This is a genomic window from Thermoplasmata archaeon, assembly GCA_036395115.1.
GTDB lineage: Archaea > Thermoplasmatota > Thermoplasmata > RBG-16-68-12 > RBG-16-68-12 > RBG-16-68-12.
In genome coordinates this window covers 1-22018 of record DASWDU010000042.1, presented here as the reverse complement: position 1 = coordinate 22018, position 22018 = coordinate 1, and the positions used below count along the sequence as shown (strand labels likewise).

The window sequence follows — 22018 nt, the reverse complement described above, 5'->3', positions numbered from 1 at the left end:
ACACGACAGGAATCGCTGAAGGATGTCGAAAAGTGGGTCAAGAAATGGACTCGTCGGCTTCGCTAGTCGAGGGCCTTGAGGATTTCTTTGTCTGCTTCAACGGACTTCTTGAGTTCCTTCTGGAACCACGCCTCGAACTCCTTCCGGAGCTTTGGGTCTTCCGAGGTCTTGTTGAGTAGCCGCTTCATCCTTCTCTCACCGTGCTAGCCGGGCTTATTTAAGCCTTCTCAGACCAAGGTTCTTTCGGGTTAACTAGGATGGCAGCCCCGTCGCACGGGGCCAAAATCCGCGAAGCGGACTGCGACACTCGTCTGACAGTCCACGGTGGGCTTCAGTAACCAAGCCTAGGACCTGTTTCGTTGTCCGTGAAACAGATTGCCTCTCCCACGCAACGGGGCTTCTTGGGCTGTATGCCCTTCTCCGCCGAACGTGGGACCCGTTCACATTTTCGGGGCCGAGCTTGTTTTCCTTGCTGGCAATATTTCGAGGGATGCGATACCGCGAGCGACCAGCGCCGAACTTGGAGTACGGAGGGCCATGTTCACAATGACGATCCCTTCCGCATCGGGTTTGTCCAAAGGCATTTCTTCGTGTCGCGGGGTTGCGAATATGGTATGCCCTATGAATTGTTCCGTCGAGGATTCGGATATCTCGATTATAACTCCAACATGGCGGTACTCACCGCCTTCGGGAGCAAACCGGAGGACGAGGCCTCTAAACTCCATCCCGCCAATAAGGGGAGCCGCGCCTTCGCTAACTGTGACCCTAGCCATCTGGCCAGGCATGACTTTGGGCAACAGCACTCGGAATACAGGTCTTGGGAAAAAGAGTAACGGGCCGCCACCGGGAGGCGGGCATGCTCGCCGGCTCGTTTCGGCTAGGGTTGCCGCCGGCAACGACCGCTCGAGCGGAGTGTAATCGATCCGACGACTGGGTGAGTAATCTTCTCGAACTGTGACGGCTCACTGATGGTTCTGATCGCGGCGAATCCTCTAATCGGAGTGGTTGGATACGATTCAAGAAGTCTGTTCGCGGAGCCGAGCAGCGCCGCGCCGCTCGTCCCGACATCATCAACAAGAATGATCTCTGGGATGGGCATGAGGTCCATCTGGACCGTAAGTGTCTGATAGTGCCTGACGGCGTTCGGCCTGTTCGAGGAAATGCTTGTGGCCGCTTTGGGGATCGCCTGGGTCCGCACCAAGAGACGGGACACTCGTTCCCCGAGGCCAACCTGGACCATTGAATTCGCGAGTTGGTCCGGGACCCAGAGGGAACCCTCCTTCCACAGGGCGCTTTTGGGCACGGGGACGAGGACTGCGTTGGGGCTGAAAAAGGAGTTCACGGGTTCCAACGCGGCGGCGTTGTTCACGATGAAACTGGCAATCATGCTGGTGAATGGCGTCGGGGGTGTACCGGTCACTCGTCCGTCCTTTAGAGCACGCATGAGGTCGCGGGACTGCTGGCCGATGGCGCCTCCCTCACGAGGGGTGTACGAAAGGAGAGCGGCATATTCAAGTCGAGTCAAGCGAAGCGATGGCAAGGTCGAGCCTCGCGCTGGGCAGGAAGTCGAGGATGTCGCTGGGCTCCTTGAACTCGACGGCGCCATACTCGGCCATCTTCCTCGGCCATTCAAGCCCCCGCTTGGCAAACTCGCGGGTGTGGATGAACAGCGGTCGCCCTAGGCGCAGAGCTTCCCACCCTTGATGCAGCGAGCCACCGCCCTCACCGCTCTCAATAATCACCGAAGCGTCCGCAATCAGGGCCATCGTCCTGTTCCGGACAACAAAGTTCGTGCGCGTTGTGGGATGCTTCTCATCGAATTGACTAACCGCGAGATGGCTTCTCATGATGAGCGATTGAAGTTCGGCGTTCTCGCGTGGGTAGCTCTGAGAGAGGGGGGTTCCCAGGACGGCAATGGTCCTCCCGCCAGCCTCGATTGCCGCATTGTGAGCTGCAGTATCGATCCCGCGTGCGAGTCCGCTCACGATGATCACCCCCTGCTGCGCAAGGGTCTTGGAGATCCTTGAGGCAATCTTCAGCCCCTCGGCAGATGGCGTTCTGGTGCCAATGATTGCGACTCTCGGGTGGGGCAATGGGAGTTCAATCTTTCCAGCCACGAAGAGCCTTTCTGGGGCGTACTTTTGTTCGATCTCGCTCAGAGCCCCAAGGAGTTCCTCAGACGAGACCCAAGTCTCACGGGACCCCCCCTTTGATGAGCTGACTTCTCGCGAGGTCGCGCTCATTCCCGGCACTCCTCCCCCATATGTAGCGGGTACTTCAAATAGCTGGAACCCGGAGGGGGGCGAAACAGCCATCGGCGGTTCGGGCACCGACTGCGGCCGCAACAGACTACCGGAGGCTCACGGACCATCTTGTCGATTCGGGGGAGCGGTGGCTCGGACCACCAACTCTCCGATTAGGTGTAGTGAACATGCAGCATTTTCAGCTCCAGAGTTTCGGACCGGAGACTCTGGAAAAACGGCAAAAGGAGAACGTGTGGCCCACTCACAAAGAACGGACCTAATTCCGAGACCGTGTGGTTGATCGCTCGGAATCATTCGTTCAACCGCGGGACATCCTCAGGGGCCTTGAATCGCGCCTCGGCTTCCAGGAACGAGTCCGCCCTCGGCCACGCGTTGCGGAACCCTTCACCCTTCCCAGGATCCGGCGGAGCTCGATGACATGAGGACGGGACTTCCGTACAAAAGTGTGTCTTCGTTGAGCTTCTCCGCCTCTGCCCGCGATTGTGTCAGCCTCTCGGTCAGTTGCCCGTCGGCCACGATCCCGAAATATACCGCACCGCGAACCCATGGGGTCGAAGCGGAAAATGAGGTTGGGAGAAAGTCGACCACTTTCCCGTGTAGGAGATTCCATGCGCTCTCGATATGTTTGTAATCTCCTCCCAGATAGTCCCTCATAAGGACGACTCTCCGATCGTCTCTCTGCTTCCCAATGAACCCTTCCGCGTACTGAAGCGATCCGTGACCAAGTTCCCAAGCAAGTTGGGCCACCGGAAACCGGTCATCGGAGATATCATGAGGGTCGCGGCCCCGCCCGAGTATCCCCCTTCGCCGAAGCTCCGTGCGTATCGACTCGACCAGGGCCATTTCCGGCGGGTCAAGCGCCAAGAGGGGGAAGGTCCTCCCTGCCGTGAGTACATATTCCTCGATGGATTCGATCGGCTGCGGACTCACCGGAAAGGATGAGATCAAGGCCATTGGCTCTAACCCGTCCCGAGCGACCGGATTCGGGCTTCGTCCCGGACCGGATCCAAGGCGGTCAGGCCCTCGGCGCGAGCGGCCTCGAGCACTCGCCGGTCGGCGGAGATCAGGGCGGCCGCGCGGAGGTCCTTGCACGTGGCGATCTGCAACGCGTCCGCCTGTTCGATGTCTCGACGGAAGAGGAGGGCGATCGCCGCCTCGAGGAGGTCCCCGCGGACGGGCACGGTGCGGAGGGCGCCCAAGCGGCGGAGCTTCATGCTCTCCCCGACGAACGACCACGCCGCGGTTTCAGCCTCGGCCGGGGTGAGCCATCGCACCCTGCGGGCTCGGGCGATGGCGCCGAGGACCTCCCCGACGTTCCACAAGGAGAAGCCGAGTTGCATCTCCCGAGCCTCGGAGCGCGCGTAGAGCGCATCGATCGTTTCAGTGCCCGCTTCCGCGATGTAGCGCTTTGCGACGGCGCTTGAGTCCAAGTACACGCTCCGCTCGCTCATCCCGAGCCTCCCGAATCAGTTCGGCCATCCGCCCTCGCACCCGCGGCCTCGTGCGCTCCACCTCCCCGAGGGATGGCAAGCCTCGTCCGGGACGCGGGAAGATCTCCGCGAGGGCCTCCGCGAACCCATCGAGGTCCGTGCCGCGGAGGAGCTTCTCGACCTCCGCGCTGACCGCACGGGGCCCCTCGTGGCGCAAGACGTCCTCCTGAAACCGCCGCCAGACCTCCGAGTCGAGGAGGAGCGTCGTCTTGGTCTTCTTTTCCACGGCTATATGGTATGCCGTACATCCGCATATACCTTCTGCAACTCTCCTGGGATCGGATCCAAAACCTTCGTATACCGACGGCCCGCGGCGCTCGCGCCCTTGACAGTCCTCCCACCTTTCCTGCCAGGAGCGATCCTCTACCCAGCGACGTGAACCGGACTTTGCCCATCGCCGATTCCGATGCGTGCGGCGGAAGATGGATGGTCCCTCTCGCCGCAGGTGCAGCGGTACGACCGGGTATCAGCGGGTGATTCGGTTCAACCCTTCGACGCGGTCGAAGGCACGGTCGAAAGAGTAGATTTCGGTGATCCCCTTGATTCCCATGAGGACGGCGGCAAGGGCGTCCGTCGTGCCGGCTCCCGCTTCCGATCCGAGGGACATGGCCTCAAGGAAGTCATCGCGACCCACCGGAAGGACTTCGATATTGTCTCGGGTCACGAGTTCGCGGAGGACGGCCCTCGCGTCCTCGGCGCGCATCCATTCCTCGAGGACGTTGGCGATCTCGCCGAGGTGCACGGTCGAGATGGCCACCTCTTCCTCGTGCTCGATCCGAGCGACGATCGTCCTCGCGTGACCCTTGATTGCCCTTTCGTGCGGCTTGAGTGCCCGCCTTGGGCGGAGGTAGGCGTGGACAAACACGCTCGCGTCGATGAACCGGCGCGGCATCCTAGCGCTTCCGGAGCTCGCGCCGGACGCCGTGCCAATCCGAAAGGTCCGCCTTGAGATCGACCTCCGCCGCGTCGAAGTAGGCCGTGAGGTCGACCTTCTCCTGTGGCAGGATCTCGAGGGCGTCCCCACGATCCCGTAGCAAGACCTTGTCTCCCTTCAGGTGCTTTTTCCGCCACCGCGCCGGAAGTACGATCCTGCCTTGGCGGTCCACTTTCTTCAGGACGGGCCTCATCGGCGTCAAGACAGCCCGCCACGTATAAGAGGATTACCACTATCTGGAAAAGTGCCATTTATCTCTTACCACCCATATTTTCCTCGTCGCCACGATCCACACCCCTGAGGACGACGCTCTCGTGCTGTCACGCCCCGGCCCGCGCCGCCTCACGAGGCACGGCGCGGTGACACATCGCGGCTCTCCCGCGGCCTCCAGCGATCTCGCCAAGTGAATTGGTGCCGGCACGTCTCGCAGGAGATCGACAGAGAAGGTCGTCTCGAGGCTCGCCAGTGGACTCAGGTCCGGCGACGGCGCAACTCGCGGGCGAGTTTCGCTTTCGACTGCCGATCGCCCGCCTCGAGGAACGCGAGGAAGCGATCCATCCTCTCCATCGGGAAGTCCTTCCGGACTCGAGCCACGGGTTGCCGCGATCCGCCGGGCCCATCGCGTCCGCGGCCAGCGGCCCCGTGACCACCAAGGGTCCGTGGGCCGTCCTCGGGTACAGGGTCCGCTCACGGCGGGGGCGGGAGGGTTCCCGGCCGTCGAGGGCTCGACGAAATCCTTATCTCGCGCCGCCCGCTCCCCGACCGGGACTCGATGGCGATTCCTAGGGCGCTCCTCGCGTTCGGTGTCGGCTTCCTGATGCTTGCCCTGGTGGTTTCCGCGCCGAACGCGGCGGCCCTGAACGAGTCGATGGACGTCATCACCCTCCCGGGGTTCTCGACCACGACCCTCGGAGCCACCGTCACGCTCACCACGCATGTCTTCCAGTACGGCAGCCACGCCGATGCGACGAGCCTCACCGTCAGCACGTTCGCGCGCACCCTCACGGCAACCCGGACGTCGACCGGCGTCTACGAGACGACGTTCACGATCCAGGCGACCGACGTGTACGGTGGCTACGTGTACGTGAATGTGGGTGCGTGGATCGGGACGCTCTTCGATTACGGCTACGCCTATCTGCAGCTCGGTCCGTGGTTCGCCCTGGATCTCACGACCTCCGCGACTCACGCGTCCCCCGGAGACACGGTCGATGTGACCGCACGGTTCACGGAGAACGGCACGCTCCTCGACCCGAATACCATCGTCGTTCGTGCCAGCTTAGCCGTTCCCGGCGCCGCGACGATCACCCAAGACCTCACCCTGACGCATCCGGCGACGGGGACCTACGTCGGCTCCTTCACGGTCCCGCCAACCCTCGCGCAGGAGGGCCGCGTCTCCTTCGGCGGAAATGCGGAGCGCTCGGGGTTCTACGCGTACGACAGCGAGACGATCGGGGCCGGCACCCCCGGAGTCGCCTCCGTGTGGTTCCGCCTCGCGTCGGTCGGAGCGTCGTCCAGTGCGATCGACGTCTTCGTGGCGAACGCCACGGGGTGGCCTGTCGCCGGTGCGCTCGTCGTCTCCACGTACGAGTACCAGACCACGACAGGGACCGAGACCGGGTCGTCCTCGGCCACGGCGGACGCCAGCGGGGTCGCGAGGCTTACGTTCGCGCATCCGGGCGCCCTCTACGAGGTTTCGTTCCGGGGAACCGCCACCTCCGGCAGCCTTTCCGCCGGATTCTCCGGGTACGTCAATCCTCCCTACACCGGCGTCGTCGTCCTCGGGGACCCGGAGTCCTCCGTGTACGCGCCCGGGAGCGCCGTATCGCTGGGCGCGACCGTCTACCTGGACGGAAACCCGGTGACGGGCCGGACCGTCTACTACTACGCCCGCACGGGAAGCTCCATCTTGGCGAGCGGGCAGACCGCGACGGACGCGGACGGCCGGATCACACTCTCGTTCCTCATGCCCTCCGAAGACCTCTCGATCGACTACGCCGTGGATGTCGGAGGGACGTGGTACTCGAGGTACGGCTACGTGAGCTCCCACCCATTCACCGTGACGCACAACACGGTCCACGCGGGTAGCCTCCTCCAGGTTTCCGTCCCGTCCTTCCCGGTGCCGATGCGTTACGTGGTGTTCGTCCTCCAGGGGAGGATCTCCGGCGCGAGCTACCAGTCGACGTGGTCTCTCGCGAGCGGTTCGCTGTCGTCGCGCGATATCGTCCTACCGACCGGACCCTCGGTCCAATTCAGCTTGCAGCTTCCGAGGGCCCTGCCGAAGGGGCAGGACTACTTCCTGACGGTCTACGGGGTCCCCCAGACGCTCAACGCGCCCCCACGGTACTACGTGGACACGATTCACATCGAAAACGTGCCGCCCGTCGCCGCCGCCGTCCCGTCTGCGTCGAGCCCGGCCGTCGGCGAATCGGTCCGGGTGAATGCGTCCTCGTCCACGGATGCCGATGGCGCGATCGTCGCGTACCGGTTCGCCTGGGGCGACGGCGCGACGACGAATTGGACGTCGAACGCCTCCGCCGCGCACGCGTACGCGAACCCGGGCGACTACACCGTGACGGTCTCGGTCCGGGACGACAACGGAGCGGAACAGTCGACGACGCTCACGGTCCGCGTCCAGTCGTCCACGGCCGTCCTCCTGTACGCCGGGCTCGGCCTTGGGGCGGCTGCGGTCGCCGGCGTGGCCGTGTTCCTATGGCGGCGCTCCCGCCGCCCGCCCGCGACCACCGCGCCCGAGGGGGCTCTGCCTCCCATCCCGGCGTCCCCGGAGGGACCTCCCGCGAGGCCCCCCGGCGCCCCGCCGCCCCCGCCCCTATAGGCCGAGTGACCGAACCGGATCCGTCAGTACCTCACGGTTGGGCTTTCGGGGAAGTGTCGGACATTCCGCGTGACGATCCGGAGGTCGCCTCGCGCCTTCGCGAACCCAGCGACGAACGCGTCGATCCAGCCGGGGAAGGCGCCTTGCCGAAAGAGCCGCCGCGCGAGTGCGGCCGCTGCTCGGGCGTCGCCCACGCGGAACTCATCTAGGATGACGGCCCGGTCCAATGTGGCCAAGTCCGCATCGGGATCGCGCGACCCCGCCAGGTATTCGGCCACCACCACACTCGGGACAAGCGCGGCCTCCCCCTCCCGCACGAGCCGCTCCAGCAGGCGGGTCGCCCCGGCATCCCGCCGTCGGATGTCGGACAGGAACGAGCTGTCGAGGACCACGGTCACGCTGTCCGGCCCCTTCGACCGCGTCGGCCCAGGAGGCGTCGCAGTTCCTTGCGATCGGCCGCCGCGCCTTGGCGGTGGATCGACGTGTCGTCCCATCCTGGCATCCGGGGTCCGAGCTGGAGGAGCGCCTTGAGATCCTTCTTCGCCGCGAGTCGCCGGACGACGTCGCTGAACGACTCCCCGGGAGCCTTCAGGGCGGACAGCGTCGCGTACGCGTCGTCGCTGAGCTGCACCTGTTTTGGCATGGAATCAATACATATGTATTGCTGACTTCTACTTGAAGCTTCCCGTCGTCCTCGGCCGCGATCCGGGCGTCCAGCGCGATCACGATCGGGGCGGCGAAGAACTCCGCCCGTTCCGGCGGTTCCTCCTCCGACCCACCCTCCGAGCGCGCCATCCGGCGGGGTCTAGAAAGCTTTTGTGCCGCGTCCGACGGTTCGGTCGTCAGGACGGGAGGACGCCGAACCCGGCCTCGGAGAAGTTGCGGTCGAACGAGAGGGCGTGGAGGATGTCCAAGTTCTCCATGAGCACGAACGACGTGCAGTCCGTGAAGGACCACCCGTTATCGGGAAGATCCAGGAAGAGCGACCACGCGGCGTCGAACACGGGGACCCTCCCCACCGGCCTCGGGCCGGAGAATCGCGCGACCGCTGCGGTCGCGACATCATGACGACCCGACTGAAAGAGCAGGGTCGTGACCGTCTCGTCGAAGACGCGGTCGCTCAGCAGGAGGCGGAGCGGTCGTCCTTTGGCGGTTCGTTCAGGACGATTTGAAAAAGCAGCTCCGGCTGGTCGCTGTACGTTTTACAGCACTTAGAGGGACAACGACCGCTTCCTGCCCATTCCGGGAAATGCTTAAGCTCCGCTTATGGATTCGTCGTTTCGCGAGGGGTTAGGTTGCGCCATGCTCTAACCGCGTCGTCGATTGTTCTCGTTGCTGTTGTGATTTTGGCTCTCTTCCAGCTCGCCGGGTCCTCACCCCTCGCTCCGCTGCAATCGTCGCGCATCGGAGGAGGGACCGCGGGCGGCTTCGATCCCCAGATTCCCTTCTCGAAGACCAACCGGTATTTCGACCCCGATTTGAAAGATGCCGCCGGAACGGTTTCGGTGCTGGTCGCCATGGACGCGACGGCTCCTGCGTCCGAGGTCCTCGCTCTCTTGAGCGCGCCACGAATCCTTCCCGCCATCGGAAACGCCCGGCTCATTCGCGGGACGACGGACGCGCCGCGAATTGCGGAGCTGCAGGCGCTGCCATCGGTTCTCACGGTTCTCAAAGACCGGCCGATCGGGTTCGGCGCGCCGGACAAACCTGCGGTCGACTCGCGTCTTCCCGCACCGATGCAGGGCCTGGTGCGTCCCCAACCCTCCGCGCTGCCCAGAGAGCCGGTCGACGGGAAACCGGAGATCACGATGCGGGATGTCGTGAACTTCACGGGCGCGCGACGCGCCTGGACTCAGCTCGGGGTCACCGGAACGGGTGCGACGATCGCCATCGTCGACACGGGCGTCGACCTCGGGGCATTCAACCTGGGCAACGGATCGGCCGCCCGAGACGCGAACGGACTGCCGACGTCCTTCGATCCGGACGGAAGCACGTTCGCCTACACGTCGATTCAGCTGGGAAGCTACCCGTCCGGCGGGTCGACGTTCGTGAACAGCAGCGGCACGGATCCCGCCATTTACGTGTTCGACTTGTTCTCGTACTTCGGGTCCTACGGTCCTCACATCTTCCAATGGTCCGACTTCTTTCGAGTCCCGTTCCCGACGGACATGGACATCACCGGGCTTCCGTCCTCCCTGAGCGGGACGTATCATTTCGGCGTGCTCTTCGAGTGGAATTTCGGAATCGACCTGTTCCCCGCGGTCGTGATCGACTCCCGGGTGGCGGGCGTCTACGATACGCTGTACCTGGACCTGTCCTTCGATTGGTATCTCCAGGGATTCCAGCCCACGCCGGATTACAGTTTTTCGGACGAGCCCATGCTTCGTCCCGCAGGAGGGAACCTCGTCGCGGCACGAGACATGGACGGCGACGGATACCCGGACATCTCCGCCGGAAGTCTCGGGAACTTCCTCGACATCTGGGGCCTGTCGCCCGATCCGACGACCCGCTTCAGGGTCCTAATGCCGCTCGATCCGAAAGGCGATCACATCGCCATGATCTACGACTGGGAGGGCCACGGCACGAGCGTCGCGGCGAGCGCCGCGGGCCGGGAATCGAACCACCCGCTCGCGGGGCCCGGCATCGCGCCGGGCGCGCACATCATGGGCGTCCCGATCTTCGCGTGGGGCGACATCATCGAGGGCTGGTTGTGGGCCGCGGGCTTCGACCTCGTCGGCACGGCGGACACGCCCGTCTACGTGCCGAACTACATCGACATCCTCCGGTACGGTGACTGGGTCTACACCGGGAACCACGAGGCGGACATCATCAGCAACAGCTGGGGCGTCTCCGACTGGCTCACGACGCCTTTCGACGCCCAGTGGGCCTGGTACGATGTCCTCACCGTCTTCGAGGACGCGCTGATGACGCCCGGTTACGCGACTCCGGCGTACCCCGGCACCGTGATGGTCCACGCCGGCGGGAACGGAGCCTCCGGCTCCGGGACGGTCACCGAGCCGGGATTCAGCGATCTCGCGATTACGGTCGGCGCGTCCACGAGCATGAACTGGACCCGGCCCGGGTGGGGTACCGCGGGCGGGTTCCACAACGACGTGATGTCGTGGAGCGCGCGGGGCCCGAACGCCCTCGGTGCGCCGAAACCCGATCTCGTGCAGGTCGGCGCCTTCGCCTGGACCGCCGGGCCGGTCTGGCTCGGGAGCGGGAGCGGCGCGTCCGCCTACACGCTGTTCGGCGGGACGAGCCAGGCGACTCCGGTCACGTCGGGTTCCGCCGCGGTCATGATCGAAGCGTTCCGCAGAGCCCACGACTCGACGCCTTCCCCGTTCACGGTCAAGTCGATCTTGAAGTCGACCGCGATCGACCTCGGCTACGACGCGTTCGTCCAGGGTGCCGGTCAGGTGAACGTGTACAACGCGGCTGCCTACGCCCTGGGGAACGCGGGCATCCGTGTGTCGTCGTCCGCCACCTGGGACAATGTCCGGCCCCGGATCACCCTCCCATGGGCCCAAGCGTTCGGGTTCTACGGCCAGCAGCTCAGCGTCGCGCCGCCGGCCCGGCCCATCGGCGACACGAGCTGGTTCGCGGGATCGCTCCATCCGGGGCAATCCACGAACGCATCGTTTGAGATCGAGGCGGCGAGCGGCACCGTGTCGGGCACGATCTCTGCGGTTTGGCACACGCGCCTCGGGTCCGGCCTCACAATCCTAACGAATACGAGCGCCCTCGCGGGAAGGTGGCTCGAAGGATTTGGCGCGTTGAGTGTCCTCCCGCCAACGGCCATCCCGGGGTCCGCGGACCTCATGGTGGTCCGGGCGATCATGCCCTACAACTACCTCGACTCGAACGGCGATCACAACTGGGACAACCGCTCCCGGATCATTGTCGGCGACTGGGTCGATGCGAACGGCGACGGCTTGCCGCAGATTGGAGAAGTGCGCGTGTTCAACTATGGGTACAACGCCGGCACGACGGTGGAGGCGCGGGTCGGCTTCCCGACCATGCGCTTCGCGGGAAAGCCTCTCCTCTGGTTCTCCCAGGCCCCGGCGCCGGGACACACGTTCGTCCGGATGCCCATCACGATCCAGGTCGAATTCTTCCAACGGGTCGCGTGGTCCTGGATCACACTCCCGGGGACTTTCTCCGCCTCCCCGACCTCCCCCGCGGTCTGGTCCGCGACCCTCGCGGTGCCGGCGGGCACCAATCCGGGCGTCTACGAGGGACAAATCCTCATCTCACCGGCAACCGGGAACGTGACCGCCGCGCCGGTCTCCGTCGTCGTGCCGCGCGTGGTTGACGCGTCGACGCTCTCGGCCCCTCTCACCGCGGGTGGATCCGCGCAGATTTACGATCCATCGAGCGTCGACGGATATTTCGATTGGCGGTGGCGGTACGAGGCGGGCGATTGGAAGCTCTGGTTCGTCGATGTCACCGACCCGAACACCGTGGCGCTGCGTGCCGACGTGGCGTGGACCGGGTCCCAAACGGATGTAGACATCTGGTCGCTGACGCCGAGCGGCGTCCCGGGAGATTCCTCGTTTAGCCCGTACCTCGGAAGCGGCCGATTCAATTGGAGCACGAGAACCGGGACGACGGCGGACTACGTGATTGTGCCGACGAGCTCGAGCTTCGTCCAGCCCGCTCCCGGCTTGTACACGTTCGCGCTGCACGACGTCCTCTTCGGAGGCGGCCCGATCCGAGAGGCCCTGACCGGTACGGCGAGCGTCGTGAAACTGAACCCGCGAGGCCCGGTCACGGTGGTGACCCAGCCCGGGAAGACGTTCACCGTTCCGTTCACGCTGTCCACGGGCTTTGATCTGGGCGGCGCATTCTTCGGGCTGGCTCCGCCTCCGCAGTTTTCCGCCTTCCCCGCGACCACGGCCCCGATGTTCATCCCTCCCGTCGGTGCGGGGACGAGCGTTGCGCTGTGGGCGAATGTCTCCGTGCCGGCGGGCACAGCGGACGGCTCCTACGCCGAGTTCCTGGTCATCAGCGCGTCCGGATTGCCGTCCGGTGTCGTGGTCCAGATCAGAGTCATCGTGGACTCAACCGCTCCCGCCGTTTCGCTTCTCGCGCCAACCGCGAACGCGCAACTGCGCGGTACCGTCACTCTTCAAGCCGCGACGTCCGATGTGAACAACATCGCTTCGGTCTCGTTCGTCGCCGGTTCCGCTGCCGGCTCGATGGTCCGCGACCTCGTCACGGGTGTGTGGACCGCCACGTGGGACACAACGGGAACCGCGGACGGCACGCGCTCCGTCACAGTGACAGCAACCGACGCGGCAGGTAACAGCGCGACAACGTCGCAAAGCGTGGTCGTGGACAATACCGCTCCGACGGCGGCGTTCACCTCTCCCGCGGGCAACGACTGGGTTCGGGGAACGGTTACCGTGTTCTTCATCGCCGCCGACGCGAATCTGAAGTCGCTCACCCTGTCGTTCGGCGGCTTGAGCGTGGACGTCGCAGGGCGCACCAGCTACTCCCTGGACAGCGGAACGTTGGCCGATGGGTCGCAGACGCTCACGTTGACCGCCACGGATTCGGCCGGCAATGTCAAGAGTGCGAGCCTCGTGTTGAACGTCGACAACACCGCGCCCCAGGTCAGCATCAGCGCGCCCACGGCAAACGCGAATCTGCGGGGCACGAACACGATCACATGGTCCGCCTCCGACACGAACTTGCTGCAGCTGTCGCTCGTAATCGACGGACAGGCCCGGGACGTGACCGGCACGACCTCGTACTCATGGAACACGAACACCGCAGGAGACGGAATTCACACGATCGTCGTCCGGGCCCTCGACAGGGCCGGCAATCAAGGGGAGGCGACGGTTACGGTCACCACGGACAACGTTTCCGTGGCGACCGGGAATGCTGTGTTCACCGGATTGTTCCTCGGGGTCATCGTGGCGGCTGTGGTCGCCTTCGTATTTGGGTTCCTCCTCGGCCGCCGGCGCCGCCCCAAGAGCCCTGATACCGCGACGCCTCCGAAGCTGGAAGAGCAGCTCTGAAACCCACCCGGCGCGGGCCGCCCTGTTCCGTGAGACGTCATGACGGGAGGACGCCGAACCCGGCCTCGGAGAAGTTCCGGTCGAACGAGAGGCGCGAAAGACCTCAATCGAAGAGGGCTGCGGCAGACCGGTAGAGGGCGGGGGAGCAGTACCAGCCGTGGGCGATCATCCGGTCGAGAGCCTCGCGGGCGTGCGACCGGGCGAGGAAGCCCGTCTGCACGAGACGCGCGAGCAGGAAGACCGATCCGCCGATGGGGATTCCCAAGGTCCGTGCCGTGGAGCGCAACGGGGCCTCGTCGGCCACGAGCCGACCACGGCGTTCCGCCGCCAACGCGACGGCTTCCCGGTCCGCCTCGGAGAGCCGGGGGTCCTCGCGAAGGCGGGCGAGCAGGGGCTTCGAGCGCACCGGCTCGATCCGCAGCCGCCGTTCGGCGAGGAGGCGCTCCAGCGAGAGAACCTCGGCGGCCCCCTTCCGCCGCCCCGCGTCGATCACCTCATCTCGGGCGCGGGGTGGGGCGAGGAATGCATTCGGCAAGCGCGCAAGGCTCGGAACGATTTCAGCTTTGGCGAGATAGATCAACGGCGAGGCGTCGAAGACGTACGGCTCCGTCCGGGCGATCGGCTCACCCCGTCACTTCCGTGCGAGGCCCTTCACGTCGTCGAGTGCGTCGTCCGCCACCCAAGCGATCTTCCGCTCGCGGACGAGATCCGCGAGTTCCCAGAGGCTCATCCGGGCGATCTCTGCGGCGCGGGAGAGGGTGACCTTGCCCTCCGCGAGGAGCCGAAGCGCGCGCTCCTGCCGGTATCGGTCGAGGCCGAGGTGCAAGAGCTTCCGGATGGCCGCGGATCGCTCGAGGTGTTCCTCCCGCATGATCTCCTCGACTTCCTTATCCATGTCACGGGGAATCCGCGCCGAGACGGTGACTTCGGTCACTGTATGCGTTGTATGCAATGCACACACATAAACCTTCCCAAGGTTGACGTCCGAAGCCTGGCGTCATCTTCGGCTCGCGAGGACGATCATCTTCCTCGCCATGTCGACGCGCGGGGTCATCGTAGAGCGCTGAATCGGCGGGTCACGGCAGCTGGGCCCACGCGGCGATCGTCCACCGCTTCGCCTTCGCACGGGACAGGATTTCCTCGAGCCGTGGGAGGGCGGCTTCGGGGACGACCACGGCCCCGCGGCCCACCCGCCAGCCGCCGACTTCTTTGAGGAAGCCCGCGACCTTCCGCTCGTACCGCTTCCGCCCCCGGCGCTTGACCGTGGCGTAGCCGTCCAACGCCCGGTATAGGCGCATCTTTTCCGGGGGCGGGAGGTGGGACACGTCGATGCTGACGACGCGGATCGGGCGCAGCTGAAGATCGAAACGGTTCGCCCCTTCCGCAGACCGGATTCAAAACCTTTGTATACCGGTCATGATTGTATACCAGACATGCCCACGACCGTGAAGGTCTCCGAAGTCACGGACGATCGCCTGACCGCCCTCGCGGCCCGCGTCTACCTGAAGACGCGGAAGAAGATCACGAAGCAGGAGCTCGTGGCCTTGCTCGTCGACAAGGGGCTTGCCGACGAGGACGCCCTCGCCGCTCACATCCTCGGAATCCAGTACCCGATCCCGGACAAGGTCTGGAAGCAGTTCCTCCGTCGAGTCCGCGATTGGGGCGTCGAGACCCGAGAGGAGGACATCGACTCGGTCGTGTACGGGGACGACGCGTGAGCGTCTTCCTCGACACGGGAGTCGTCGTCGCGGCCCACAACACGCGCGATCCGCATCACGGCCGAGCCTTGGAGATCCTCTCCGAGGTCCGCGAGGGGACGCATGGGACCGGGTACTCCTCGGACTTCGTGCTGGACGAGGCGGTGACCCTGGCTCTCGTGCGGACGAAGAGCCGACGGATCGCCCTCGACGTTGGACGTTTCTTCGTCCCGGAGAAGGGAGAGCCCGGAATGGTCGCCCTGCTCCACGTCGATGAAGGGACGGTCCGGCGCGCGTGGGAATCGTTCGTCCGCCGGGACACGCCCCTCAGCTTCACGGACTGGACGATCGTCGAGCAAGTCCGGGCCTTGGACGTCGACCGCGTGGCGAGCTTCGACGGCAAGCTGGATCCTTGGGTCGCACGACTCGCGTGACGCCTTGCCTCGAATCGCGGCCATGGCGGTGGGCCTAATCCTCCATTGAGGAACAGCCCTCCCGACCGTAACGTGCATGTAGCCCGTCCCTTCATACCGAGGGACTCGATGGCATCGCGTGTGGGCGAGGTCTACGCTCGGGTGCGGGTGCACGGCCCGCGGGGCTCCGTGGAGCTCGAGCGGGTGCTCGTGGACACCGGCGCGACCCACTCGATGGTCGAGCGGACGATCGCGGAGCGGCTGGGCATCCCGCCCGAGCGGCACACCCGCTTCGCGGTCGTCGGAGGCACGATCGAGTTCCCGGTCGGCCTCGCCCTCCTCGAAATCGAAGGGCAGAGCTTCCGGGTCCCCGTAATTCTCGGCGACCGGAACCTGGTCGGGCTCACGACGCTGGAGACCCTCGGATTCGCCGTCGACCCCGTCGAGAACAAGCTGGTGCCGAAGGCGGGGATCCTCTATCCCGCAACGTGAACCGAAGGGCCACGCTCGCCGCGCGCGCACGAGCGGCTGCGGATTCATCGTTTGGGATGAGATCGAAGCAATACGCCTCTGCCGCGGCCAGGACGGGAGATCCACCCGTGGTTCCGCTTGGCGCGTCCGTCCTGCCAAACCGAACGTATAAGACCCGTGCCACTATCGCATCGCGGAGGGATTCGCGGCGACCCGATCGAAGATCATTGCTCTCGTCGTCCTCATTGCCCTCACCTCCACCGGTCTAGCTCCCGCGATGGCGACGGGATTCCCCGCGGCGACGCCCGCGAATTCGATTCGCCCCGCGCTCACGTCCCATAATCCCATCCTGATCGAGGGGGACGCTGAGTTCAACGCCGCGAACGGTGTCACGGGCGGCTCCGGGACGCCGGCGGATCCGTACGTCATCGAGAACTGGGAGATCAACGCATCCGCGGCGAACGGCATCGATATTCGGAACACGACCGCTCCCTTTTCCATCCGCAACGTCACGGTCCAGGGCGGCGCCCCTCCGAACGATGGGATCCGGTTCACGAACGTGTCTCACGGCGAGGTGGGCGCGTCAAATCTCTCGATCAGCGATGCCGGCATCCGGCTCCTCGAGGTCAGCGACATTTCGATCTCCTCCGCCGACATCACGACCGGCTGGGAAGGAATCCACATGGAACGAGCCCAACGGGTGAGCATTGCGGACGTGGTCATTCGCTCCTTCTACTGGGGCATCGAGGCGCGTCAGTCGTCGAACCTGACGATCCTCCGAGCCAACGTCTCAGGGCCGTCCACGGACGGCATCGCTTTCTTCGATGGAGAGGACGTCGTCATCGGGTCCTCCGACATCTCCGGATATGCCGGAGGATGGGGAATCGAGGTGAACGGGGTGCGGCGCTTCTCAATCACCGGGAACCGGGTCTCGGGCATGGGGGTCGGCGTCGATGCGATTCTCGCCCAGGAGGGCACGATCGAAGGCAACTCGCTCAATGGGAACGGCGGAGGAATCCTCGTCCGACTCGCCACCAATGTGACGGTCGACGAGAACGATCTCACGGCGAATCACGGTGGTCTGCGGCTGGAAGGGGCGACGGACGTCGAGATCTACCACAACCGGTTTGTCGAGAATACGAGGCAGGGAGTCGATGACAACAGCGGGGCCAGCGCCTGGGACGGGGGCTATCCCACCGGGGGCAACTTCTGGTCCGACTACCAAGGTTGGGACGACTGCGGAGGACCCGCACAGGACGTCTGTCCGGGATCCGACGGCCTTGGGGACACGCCCTACGCAATCGATTCAAACAACCGAGACCGATACCCGCTCGTCCCGGTGAATCCGCCAAACGCCCCGCCCGTCGCCTCCTTCTACGCCAAGGCTCCCTCCCCGTATCCGGGAGAGCCGCTTTCGTTCGTCGCGGTCGACTCGTACGACCCCGAGGGATGGCCCCTCGCGTATGGATGGGATTTCGGGGACGGAGCGACGGCGACCGCCTCCGTGCCCGATGCGATCCATGCGTATGCGACGGAGGGCACGTACACGGTTACGCTCACGGTCACCGACGTCCGCCACGCGACCGCCGCGATGACGGAGACGTTGGCGATCCTTCCGATTCCCGTCCTCGCCCTCGTGACGTTGGAGCATCCTGCGGGCTTCCGCCTTCCCGTGCCGGTGGGCTGGACCCGCCAGCTAAACGTGACGGAGGGAAGCAACGTCACGGAACTCGTGATGAGCGGGAGCGTGGGAGGCCTCCCGGCATCGATCCTCGTCGACACGGACCGCGACCCCACTGTGCGGGAGACGCACGACTACCTGGATCGCTTCGTGACGGAGACCCTCGCCCAGATTCGGGTCCTGCTGCCGAGCGCCTACCTGGATGGCGCGCCCGACTTCCGGACGATCGCGAACCATTCCGCGGTGTCGTTCGTGATCCGGTACACCGGCCTCCCGGTCGTCCAGAAGGTCGCGTACGTCGTGAGCGAAGCGCACACGCGATCGTGGTTCCTCCTCCTCACCGCCGGCGACGCGAACTTCGTGATCCTAAACGCGACGTTTGAGCGGATGCTCGCGGGTTTCGAGATCACCCTCCCCCCGAACCCGACGGGGATCTTCGGGTTGCCGATCCTCGTCTTCGGCGGAATTGGGGCCGGTGCCGCCGCGGCCGTCGTCGTGGCGGTTCTCGTCTTTCGTACCCGGAGACGCCGGCCGCCGAAGTCCTACGCAGCGGAGCCCTCCGGGGCTCCCGGAGGGCCGGTGGGTCCCGAAGCCCCGCGGCCTCCGGGCCTGTGACGGTTCTCCACGTTCCGGCGAGGATCGACCGGGACTCATCCACGTCCCGCCGCCACGAGCCGGTCCTGCAGTTCGCGCGACAGGTAGTAGCCTGTCCCGACCGAGCGGTGGATCGTCGCCTCGAAGTCTCCTTGCGTGAAGCGTCCCGCGCGGCGTTCCCGCAGTAAGAGGAAAGGTACGCTCACGGGCCTCAGTCCGAGGTACTTCGCGACGCCGAACGCAGCCCTGTCGTCCGCGATGACCTCGTCGACCTTCGCCCGGCGGGCGATAGCGAGCACGGCGGCCTCCCCGTGGTCGAGGTTCCACTCCGTGCGCGGTCGACCTCCCTTTCGGATTCGTAGACGCCCTTCCTCGACGAGACGCCTCACCTCGAGAGCCTCGGGGGATTCGCGTTCAGGAGGAACGTCGTCCGGCCCGGCCGAACTCAGCCAGGACCTTGCGTGGGACCGGGTTTTCATAGTGGACGCCCACCTTCTCGCAGACGCGGCGAAGGCCCACATCGGTCGTGATGAGATGCGTCGCCTCCCCCTTCTCCGCAAGGGCGACGAGGAAGCAGTCGTACACGTCGTGGCGGAGCTCCCTGGAGAGTCCGATCGCCCGCACCACGACCCTCCCGTCCCCGTCGACGTACCGGGGGAACCGCAGCCGTGCCAACGCTTCGACGGCCCGATCCGCGTCGGACCCTCGGACTCCCCACTCGGAGACGAGGACCCAACGGGCGCGCAGGAGCAGATAGGACGCGAGGACGAGCTGGAAGGTTCCCTCCAAGCCCGGCCCCAGCGCCGACCGCACGTACGAGTGGCCGACGTGGCTCTCGTCCAGGAACACGGCGATTGCGTTCACGTCGACGAACTTACGGTCCACCGAGGGCCTCCGCGGCGGTGACGACCGGCTTCTTCCTCCAGCCTCCCCGGGAGTTCACCGTCGGGATTTCGGGAGCGACCTTCCGAAGGATTAGCTTGGAGCCTTCGCGCTCCACGACGAGTTCCGCCTCGTCCTCTAAGCCGAGCTCGCGCCGGAGCGGAGCGGGAATCGAAATCCGTCCCCGTTCGTCGAGTTTGGTTCGCGCCATCGGGACAATCATCGCGTCGTGGGATAAATACGTGTGGGTAGTGGGATGCATATGTACCCCATCGCTTTCCCAGGGCGGGATGGGACTCACAGAGGGGGCCAATCGTCTCCGAACGGTCCGGGGGTCGCCGGCTCCTGGAGGACGGGCTCGGCCGGAGGTCCGCCCTTTCGTTTCCGACGCCAGAGGAGGACGGCTACGGCCCCCGCGACGGCCGCTCCTATGGCGATCGCCGCGACCATCCAAGTCGGGATGCCGAAGATTCCCTCGGCCGGAGGCTCCGCCTCGATCCGGAATCCCTCGAAGATCCAGTCGTCCGCCTCCTGGTACCGCGGCCAGTTCGACTCCGGCACGGTGAACGTGAATATGTACAACCGCAGCCACACCGCCGACGCGACGACCGTCTGGACGTACCGGGTCGGGACGCCATCGATCGTCACGCGTGCCTCGAACCCCGCCGCGGGGTGGCCGTCCACGGTGAAGTCGTGCACCGGCACGACGATCGTGGCGCCTTGGCTCACGATGTACGCCTGCGCCTGGGACGCCTGCGCGTGCGCATACGCCGCCGTCTCGACGAGGGTCGCGTCCCGCGCCGTGACGATCGCCAGGACGGCGGGGCTCGGGGACTCCGAAGGCCCGATGAGGGCGGCGCTCGCCCTCACGGCCCCGAAGGGGAAGTCGACCTGCCCCGTCCACCCCGGCGGCACGGAGACCACGAAGTGCTCCGTGGCGTTCGTGAGGTCGTTCACGTGGGCGGGCCAGTACCGGATCGTGACGGTCGCATTCGCGGCGTTTTCGACGGCGTCCCACGCCTCGATGCGGAACGAATTGTTTCCGAGGGCGAGGTTCACCGGGAAGGACCACGCCGTCCCGACGAGGTCCGCGAGCGCGCCGCCGACCCACACGGATCCCGGATGCAGCTCGTCCACCCAGCCCGCGAGGACGTACGGAAGATCGGCCGTCTCCAGGGGCGACGTCACGACGATCGCCGGCGGGGTCGTGTCCGTCGTGAAGGTCACGGTCTCGTCCAGGGACTGGAGGAGCCGGTCCAGGCCCGTCACCCGCGCCGTGTGGTCGCCGTCCGCGAGGTCCTTCGCCCCCCAGTTCCGCTCGAGGTTGAAGCACACCTCGTCCTCCCACGTCACGTTCGGCAGGTAGGGCGCGCCGTCCCGCGTGACCTGGATGGAGCCCGTCGCCATCATGGTCGCACTCATGATCGAGGCGCACGTCGGATCCCGGTCGGGGTCGGTCACCCATGGGTTCGGGGCGTCGATCCAGGGCGTCCCGCTCCACGTGCCCACGGCGAACGAGCCGTCGTATCCCGGCGCGGACGTGACGCCGACAAGGGCCGAGCCGTCCGCCGTCCACGTGACGTCGGAGAAGGAAAGAGGGAGCTGGATGCTCGTGCCGTTGTCCGGATCCCGGAAGACCCCGTCGTATGCGAAGGCGAGGACGTCCGTTCGGGGATTCGCGCGGAACGAGTAGAGGTTCGGCTGCTCGGTGACGGGGAGGGCGTCAATCGTCCCGTTCGAGACCCACGCCTCCCGGAACCCCTCGGAGTCCGCGAGCATGAAGACGCGCGCCTCATCGGCCGAGGGCGCGAACATCGCCCGTGATCCCAGCGTGATGCGGGAGCCGTCCGCCAGGTCGATCCGGTAGGCGTAGACGTCGTCGGAGACGAACGCCCAACGCGCGCTCGCGTCGACATATAGGTCGCGTCCAACTGCATGGGCGGGGAGGTCCCAGCTCGAGAGGATCGCCCCGGTGGAGGGGGACACCTTGAGCAGCGCCGACACGTTCGCGGTGTACAGCGCCCCGGCCGCATACGAGAGGACATCCGGGTCACCGCTCACGGGCCACTCTGCGAGGATCGCCCCCGCCGTCGGATCGACCCGGAAGATCGTGGAGGCGAGCGTCGTGATGAACACGTCGCCCGTCGACGGCTCGATCGCCATCGAATGGGCCGCACCCGTCACGTCCTGCGGGAGACTCACGTACAGTTGCAGGGTCCCCGCGAGATTGAAGACGAGGAGGGCGGGGGCTTGAGAGCCATTCAAGAGGACGAAGTCTGCGGTGACGAGGATGCGTCCTCGGGCGCCGTCCACGACGACGTTCCGCGCGTACCCGCTCGCGTTGTAGAAGGGTCGCCAGGCCGCAGGGCCGTTCGCCGCCGCAGGAGCGGGCGTCCGCGCATCGGGACTCAGGTCCCGGGCGCCATCGGCGATCGCGGGCGTCGTCGCGAGAGGCCGCTCGGTCGGCGGGGGAGCCATCGCACGGGCCGTTCCCACGAACGACAGGAACAGCGCTGCTGCAAGCACCCACGCCACAACGATGCGCACGATAGAAGGGAGGGAAACGAGCGGCTTAACGGTTGCGAACGGTTGGTTCTGTAACAAGTCGGGTGTTGAACGACGGTAACCACCGCAACGCCATTTCTCATTCCTCCCGAGTTCGGATTTTCACATTCGGGCATCTCCCCCAGCTACCTTGACGCCGTCCTCCTCTCTAGCGGAGGAACGTGCTCG

At 65.6% G+C, this 22018-nt stretch carries 26 protein-coding genes; 6 read left to right on the top strand and 20 right to left on the bottom strand.

Translation table 11 applies throughout. The features are described from left to right. Window positions 1–62 precede the first annotated feature (62 nt). The 10 genes from VF992_10410 to VF992_10365 form a co-directional block, all read right to left on the bottom strand. A complete protein-coding gene (locus VF992_10410; protein HEX9341560.1) occupies window positions 63–188 on the bottom strand; it encodes a hypothetical protein in 126 nt (41 codons plus the stop codon). A gap of 252 nt (window positions 189–440) precedes the next feature. Further along, window positions 441–797: a hypothetical protein gene (locus VF992_10405; protein ID HEX9341559.1), complete on the bottom strand. Its 357-nt coding sequence runs from the start codon at window positions 795–797 to the stop codon at window positions 441–443. Between the two features lie 80 nt (window positions 798–877). After that, window positions 878–1540, bottom strand: coding sequence for a hypothetical protein (locus VF992_10400; protein ID HEX9341558.1), 663 nt, complete (start codon window positions 1538–1540; stop codon window positions 878–880). Further along, window positions 1512–2243, bottom strand: a complete 732-nt coding sequence (locus VF992_10395; protein HEX9341557.1) for a DNA-processing protein DprA — start codon at window positions 2241–2243, stop codon at window positions 1512–1514. Before VF992_10395 ends, VF992_10400 begins: the two co-directional genes overlap by 29 nt. 405 nt (window positions 2244–2648) lie before the next feature. Then, window positions 2649–3218 (bottom strand): hypothetical protein, encoded by a 570-nt coding sequence (locus VF992_10390; protein ID HEX9341556.1) that lies wholly within the window; start codon window positions 3216–3218, stop codon window positions 2649–2651. 5 nt (window positions 3219–3223) lie between these two features. Then, window positions 3224–3715, bottom strand: coding sequence for a type II toxin-antitoxin system VapC family toxin (locus VF992_10385; protein ID HEX9341555.1), 492 nt, complete (start codon window positions 3713–3715; stop codon window positions 3224–3226). After that, window positions 3645–3980: a hypothetical protein gene (locus VF992_10380; protein ID HEX9341554.1), complete on the bottom strand. Its 336-nt coding sequence runs from the start codon at window positions 3978–3980 to the stop codon at window positions 3645–3647. Before VF992_10380 ends, VF992_10385 begins: the two co-directional genes overlap by 71 nt. A 240-nt stretch (window positions 3981–4220) precedes the next feature. After that, window positions 4221–4646, bottom strand: coding sequence for a type II toxin-antitoxin system VapC family toxin (locus tag VF992_10375; protein HEX9341553.1), 426 nt, complete (start codon window positions 4644–4646; stop codon window positions 4221–4223). 1 nt (window position 4647) lies between these two features. Then, window positions 4648–4881, bottom strand: a complete 234-nt coding sequence (locus VF992_10370; GenBank protein HEX9341552.1) for an AbrB/MazE/SpoVT family DNA-binding domain-containing protein — start codon at window positions 4879–4881, stop codon at window positions 4648–4650. A 278-nt stretch (window positions 4882–5159) separates the two neighbouring features. Further along, a complete protein-coding gene (locus tag VF992_10365; GenBank protein HEX9341551.1) occupies window positions 5160–5282 on the bottom strand; it encodes a hypothetical protein in 123 nt (40 codons plus the stop codon). A gap of 178 nt (window positions 5283–5460) precedes the next feature. On the opposite strand from VF992_10365, the gene VF992_10360 reads away from it, so the two are divergent. Next, window positions 5461–7521, top strand: a complete 2061-nt coding sequence (locus VF992_10360; GenBank protein HEX9341550.1) for a PKD domain-containing protein — start codon at window positions 5461–5463, stop codon at window positions 7519–7521. 23 nt (window positions 7522–7544) lie between these two features. Here VF992_10360 and VF992_10355 read toward each other — a convergent pair whose 3' ends face one another. The 3 genes from VF992_10355 to VF992_10345 all read right to left on the bottom strand — a co-directional run bounded on the left by VF992_10355 (window position 7545) and on the right by VF992_10345 (window position 8525). Continuing rightward, on the bottom strand, window positions 7545–7919 hold the full coding sequence (locus VF992_10355) for a type II toxin-antitoxin system VapC family toxin (GenBank protein ID HEX9341549.1): 375 nt from the start codon (window positions 7917–7919) through the stop codon (window positions 7545–7547). Further along, a complete protein-coding gene (locus tag VF992_10350) occupies window positions 7916–8164 on the bottom strand; it encodes an antitoxin VapB family protein (GenBank protein HEX9341548.1) in 249 nt (82 codons plus the stop codon). Before VF992_10350 ends, VF992_10355 begins: the two co-directional genes overlap by 4 nt. A 199-nt stretch (window positions 8165–8363) precedes the next feature. Further along, window positions 8364–8525 (bottom strand): hypothetical protein, encoded by a 162-nt coding sequence (locus VF992_10345; GenBank protein ID HEX9341547.1) that lies wholly within the window; start codon window positions 8523–8525, stop codon window positions 8364–8366. 336 nt (window positions 8526–8861) lie between these two features. On the opposite strand from VF992_10345, the gene VF992_10340 reads away from it, so the two are divergent. Further along, window positions 8862–13547, top strand: a complete 4686-nt coding sequence (locus VF992_10340; GenBank protein HEX9341546.1) for a S8 family serine peptidase — start codon at window positions 8862–8864, stop codon at window positions 13545–13547. A gap of 103 nt (window positions 13548–13650) precedes the next feature. Here VF992_10340 and VF992_10335 read toward each other — a convergent pair whose 3' ends face one another. The 3 genes from VF992_10335 to VF992_10325 all read right to left on the bottom strand — a co-directional run bounded on the left by VF992_10335 (window position 13651) and on the right by VF992_10325 (window position 14872). Next, window positions 13651–14040: a DUF3368 domain-containing protein gene (locus tag VF992_10335; protein HEX9341545.1), complete on the bottom strand. Its 390-nt coding sequence runs from the start codon at window positions 14038–14040 to the stop codon at window positions 13651–13653. A 138-nt stretch (window positions 14041–14178) separates the two neighbouring features. Beyond that, on the bottom strand, window positions 14179–14481 hold the full coding sequence (locus tag VF992_10330; GenBank protein HEX9341544.1) for a ribbon-helix-helix protein, CopG family: 303 nt from the start codon (window positions 14479–14481) through the stop codon (window positions 14179–14181). Between the two features lie 142 nt (window positions 14482–14623). After that, window positions 14624–14872, bottom strand: a complete 249-nt coding sequence (locus VF992_10325; protein HEX9341543.1) for a hypothetical protein — start codon at window positions 14870–14872, stop codon at window positions 14624–14626. A 108-nt stretch (window positions 14873–14980) separates the two neighbouring features. On the opposite strand from VF992_10325, the gene VF992_10320 reads away from it, so the two are divergent. The 4 genes from VF992_10320 (at window position 14981) to VF992_10305 (ending at window position 18424) form a co-directional block, all read left to right on the top strand. Continuing rightward, window positions 14981–15265, top strand: a complete 285-nt coding sequence (locus VF992_10320; protein HEX9341542.1) for a hypothetical protein — start codon at window positions 14981–14983, stop codon at window positions 15263–15265. Next, window positions 15262–15678 carry a PIN domain-containing protein gene (locus VF992_10315; protein HEX9341541.1) on the top strand — a complete coding sequence of 139 codons (417 nt, stop codon included), beginning with the start codon at window positions 15262–15264 and terminating at the stop codon, window positions 15676–15678. Before VF992_10320 ends, VF992_10315 begins: the two co-directional genes overlap by 4 nt. A gap of 108 nt (window positions 15679–15786) precedes the next feature. Then, on the top strand, window positions 15787–16149 hold the full coding sequence (locus VF992_10310; GenBank protein HEX9341540.1) for an aspartyl protease family protein: 363 nt from the start codon (window positions 15787–15789) through the stop codon (window positions 16147–16149). Window positions 16150–16405: 256 nt separating this feature from the next. Further along, window positions 16406–18424 (top strand): right-handed parallel beta-helix repeat-containing protein, encoded by a 2019-nt coding sequence (locus tag VF992_10305; GenBank protein ID HEX9341539.1) that lies wholly within the window; start codon window positions 16406–16408, stop codon window positions 18422–18424. Between the two features lie 35 nt (window positions 18425–18459). On the opposite strand, the gene VF992_10300 is transcribed toward VF992_10305, so the two are convergent. The 4 genes from VF992_10300 to VF992_10285 form a co-directional block, all read right to left on the bottom strand. Then, window positions 18460–18792 carry a hypothetical protein gene (locus VF992_10300; protein HEX9341538.1) on the bottom strand — a complete coding sequence of 111 codons (333 nt, stop codon included), beginning with the start codon at window positions 18790–18792 and terminating at the stop codon, window positions 18460–18462. Window positions 18793–18817: 25 nt separating this feature from the next. Further along, on the bottom strand, window positions 18818–19288 hold the full coding sequence (locus tag VF992_10295; GenBank protein HEX9341537.1) for a type II toxin-antitoxin system VapC family toxin: 471 nt from the start codon (window positions 19286–19288) through the stop codon (window positions 18818–18820). Continuing rightward, window positions 19278–19496, bottom strand: coding sequence for an AbrB/MazE/SpoVT family DNA-binding domain-containing protein (locus VF992_10290; GenBank protein HEX9341536.1), 219 nt, complete (start codon window positions 19494–19496; stop codon window positions 19278–19280). The genes VF992_10295 and VF992_10290 overlap by 11 nt, the downstream gene beginning before the upstream one ends. A gap of 86 nt (window positions 19497–19582) precedes the next feature. Further along, complete coding sequence (locus VF992_10285) at window positions 19583–21832, bottom strand: hypothetical protein (protein HEX9341535.1); 2250 nt, start codon at window positions 21830–21832, stop codon at window positions 19583–19585. Between the last annotated feature and the right edge of the window lie 186 nt (window positions 21833–22018).

What these genes read in the sequence shown, in the direction of transcription:
- VF992_10410 (HEX9341560.1), bottom strand. Translation starts at nt 188, where the DNA reads ATGAAGCGGCTACTCAACAAGACCTCGGAAGACCCAAAGCTCCGGAAG.
- VF992_10395 (HEX9341557.1), bottom strand. Translation starts at nt 2,243, where the DNA reads ATGAGCGCGACCTCGCGAGAAGTCAGCTCATCAAAGGGGGGGTCCCGT.
- VF992_10390 (HEX9341556.1), bottom strand. Translation starts at nt 3,218, where the DNA reads ATGGCCTTGATCTCATCCTTTCCGGTGAGTCCGCAGCCGATCGAATCC.
- VF992_10385 (HEX9341555.1), bottom strand. Translation starts at nt 3,715, where the DNA reads ATGAGCGAGCGGAGCGTGTACTTGGACTCAAGCGCCGTCGCAAAGCGC.
- VF992_10375 (HEX9341553.1), bottom strand. Translation starts at nt 4,646, where the DNA reads ATGCCGCGCCGGTTCATCGACGCGAGCGTGTTTGTCCACGCCTACCTC.
- VF992_10370 (HEX9341552.1), bottom strand. Translation starts at nt 4,881, where the DNA reads ATGAGGCCCGTCCTGAAGAAAGTGGACCGCCAAGGCAGGATCGTACTT.
- VF992_10360 (HEX9341550.1), top strand. Translation starts at nt 5,461, where the DNA reads ATGGCGATTCCTAGGGCGCTCCTCGCGTTCGGTGTCGGCTTCCTGATG.
- VF992_10350 (HEX9341548.1), bottom strand. Translation starts at nt 8,164, where the DNA reads ATGCCAAAACAGGTGCAGCTCAGCGACGACGCGTACGCGACGCTGTCC.
- VF992_10320 (HEX9341542.1), top strand. Translation starts at nt 14,981, where the DNA reads ATGCCCACGACCGTGAAGGTCTCCGAAGTCACGGACGATCGCCTGACC.
- VF992_10310 (HEX9341540.1), top strand. Translation starts at nt 15,787, where the DNA reads ATGGCATCGCGTGTGGGCGAGGTCTACGCTCGGGTGCGGGTGCACGGC.
- VF992_10305 (HEX9341539.1), top strand. Translation starts at nt 16,406, where the DNA reads ATGGCGACGGGATTCCCCGCGGCGACGCCCGCGAATTCGATTCGCCCC.
- VF992_10290 (HEX9341536.1), bottom strand. Translation starts at nt 19,496, where the DNA reads ATGGCGCGAACCAAACTCGACGAACGGGGACGGATTTCGATTCCCGCT.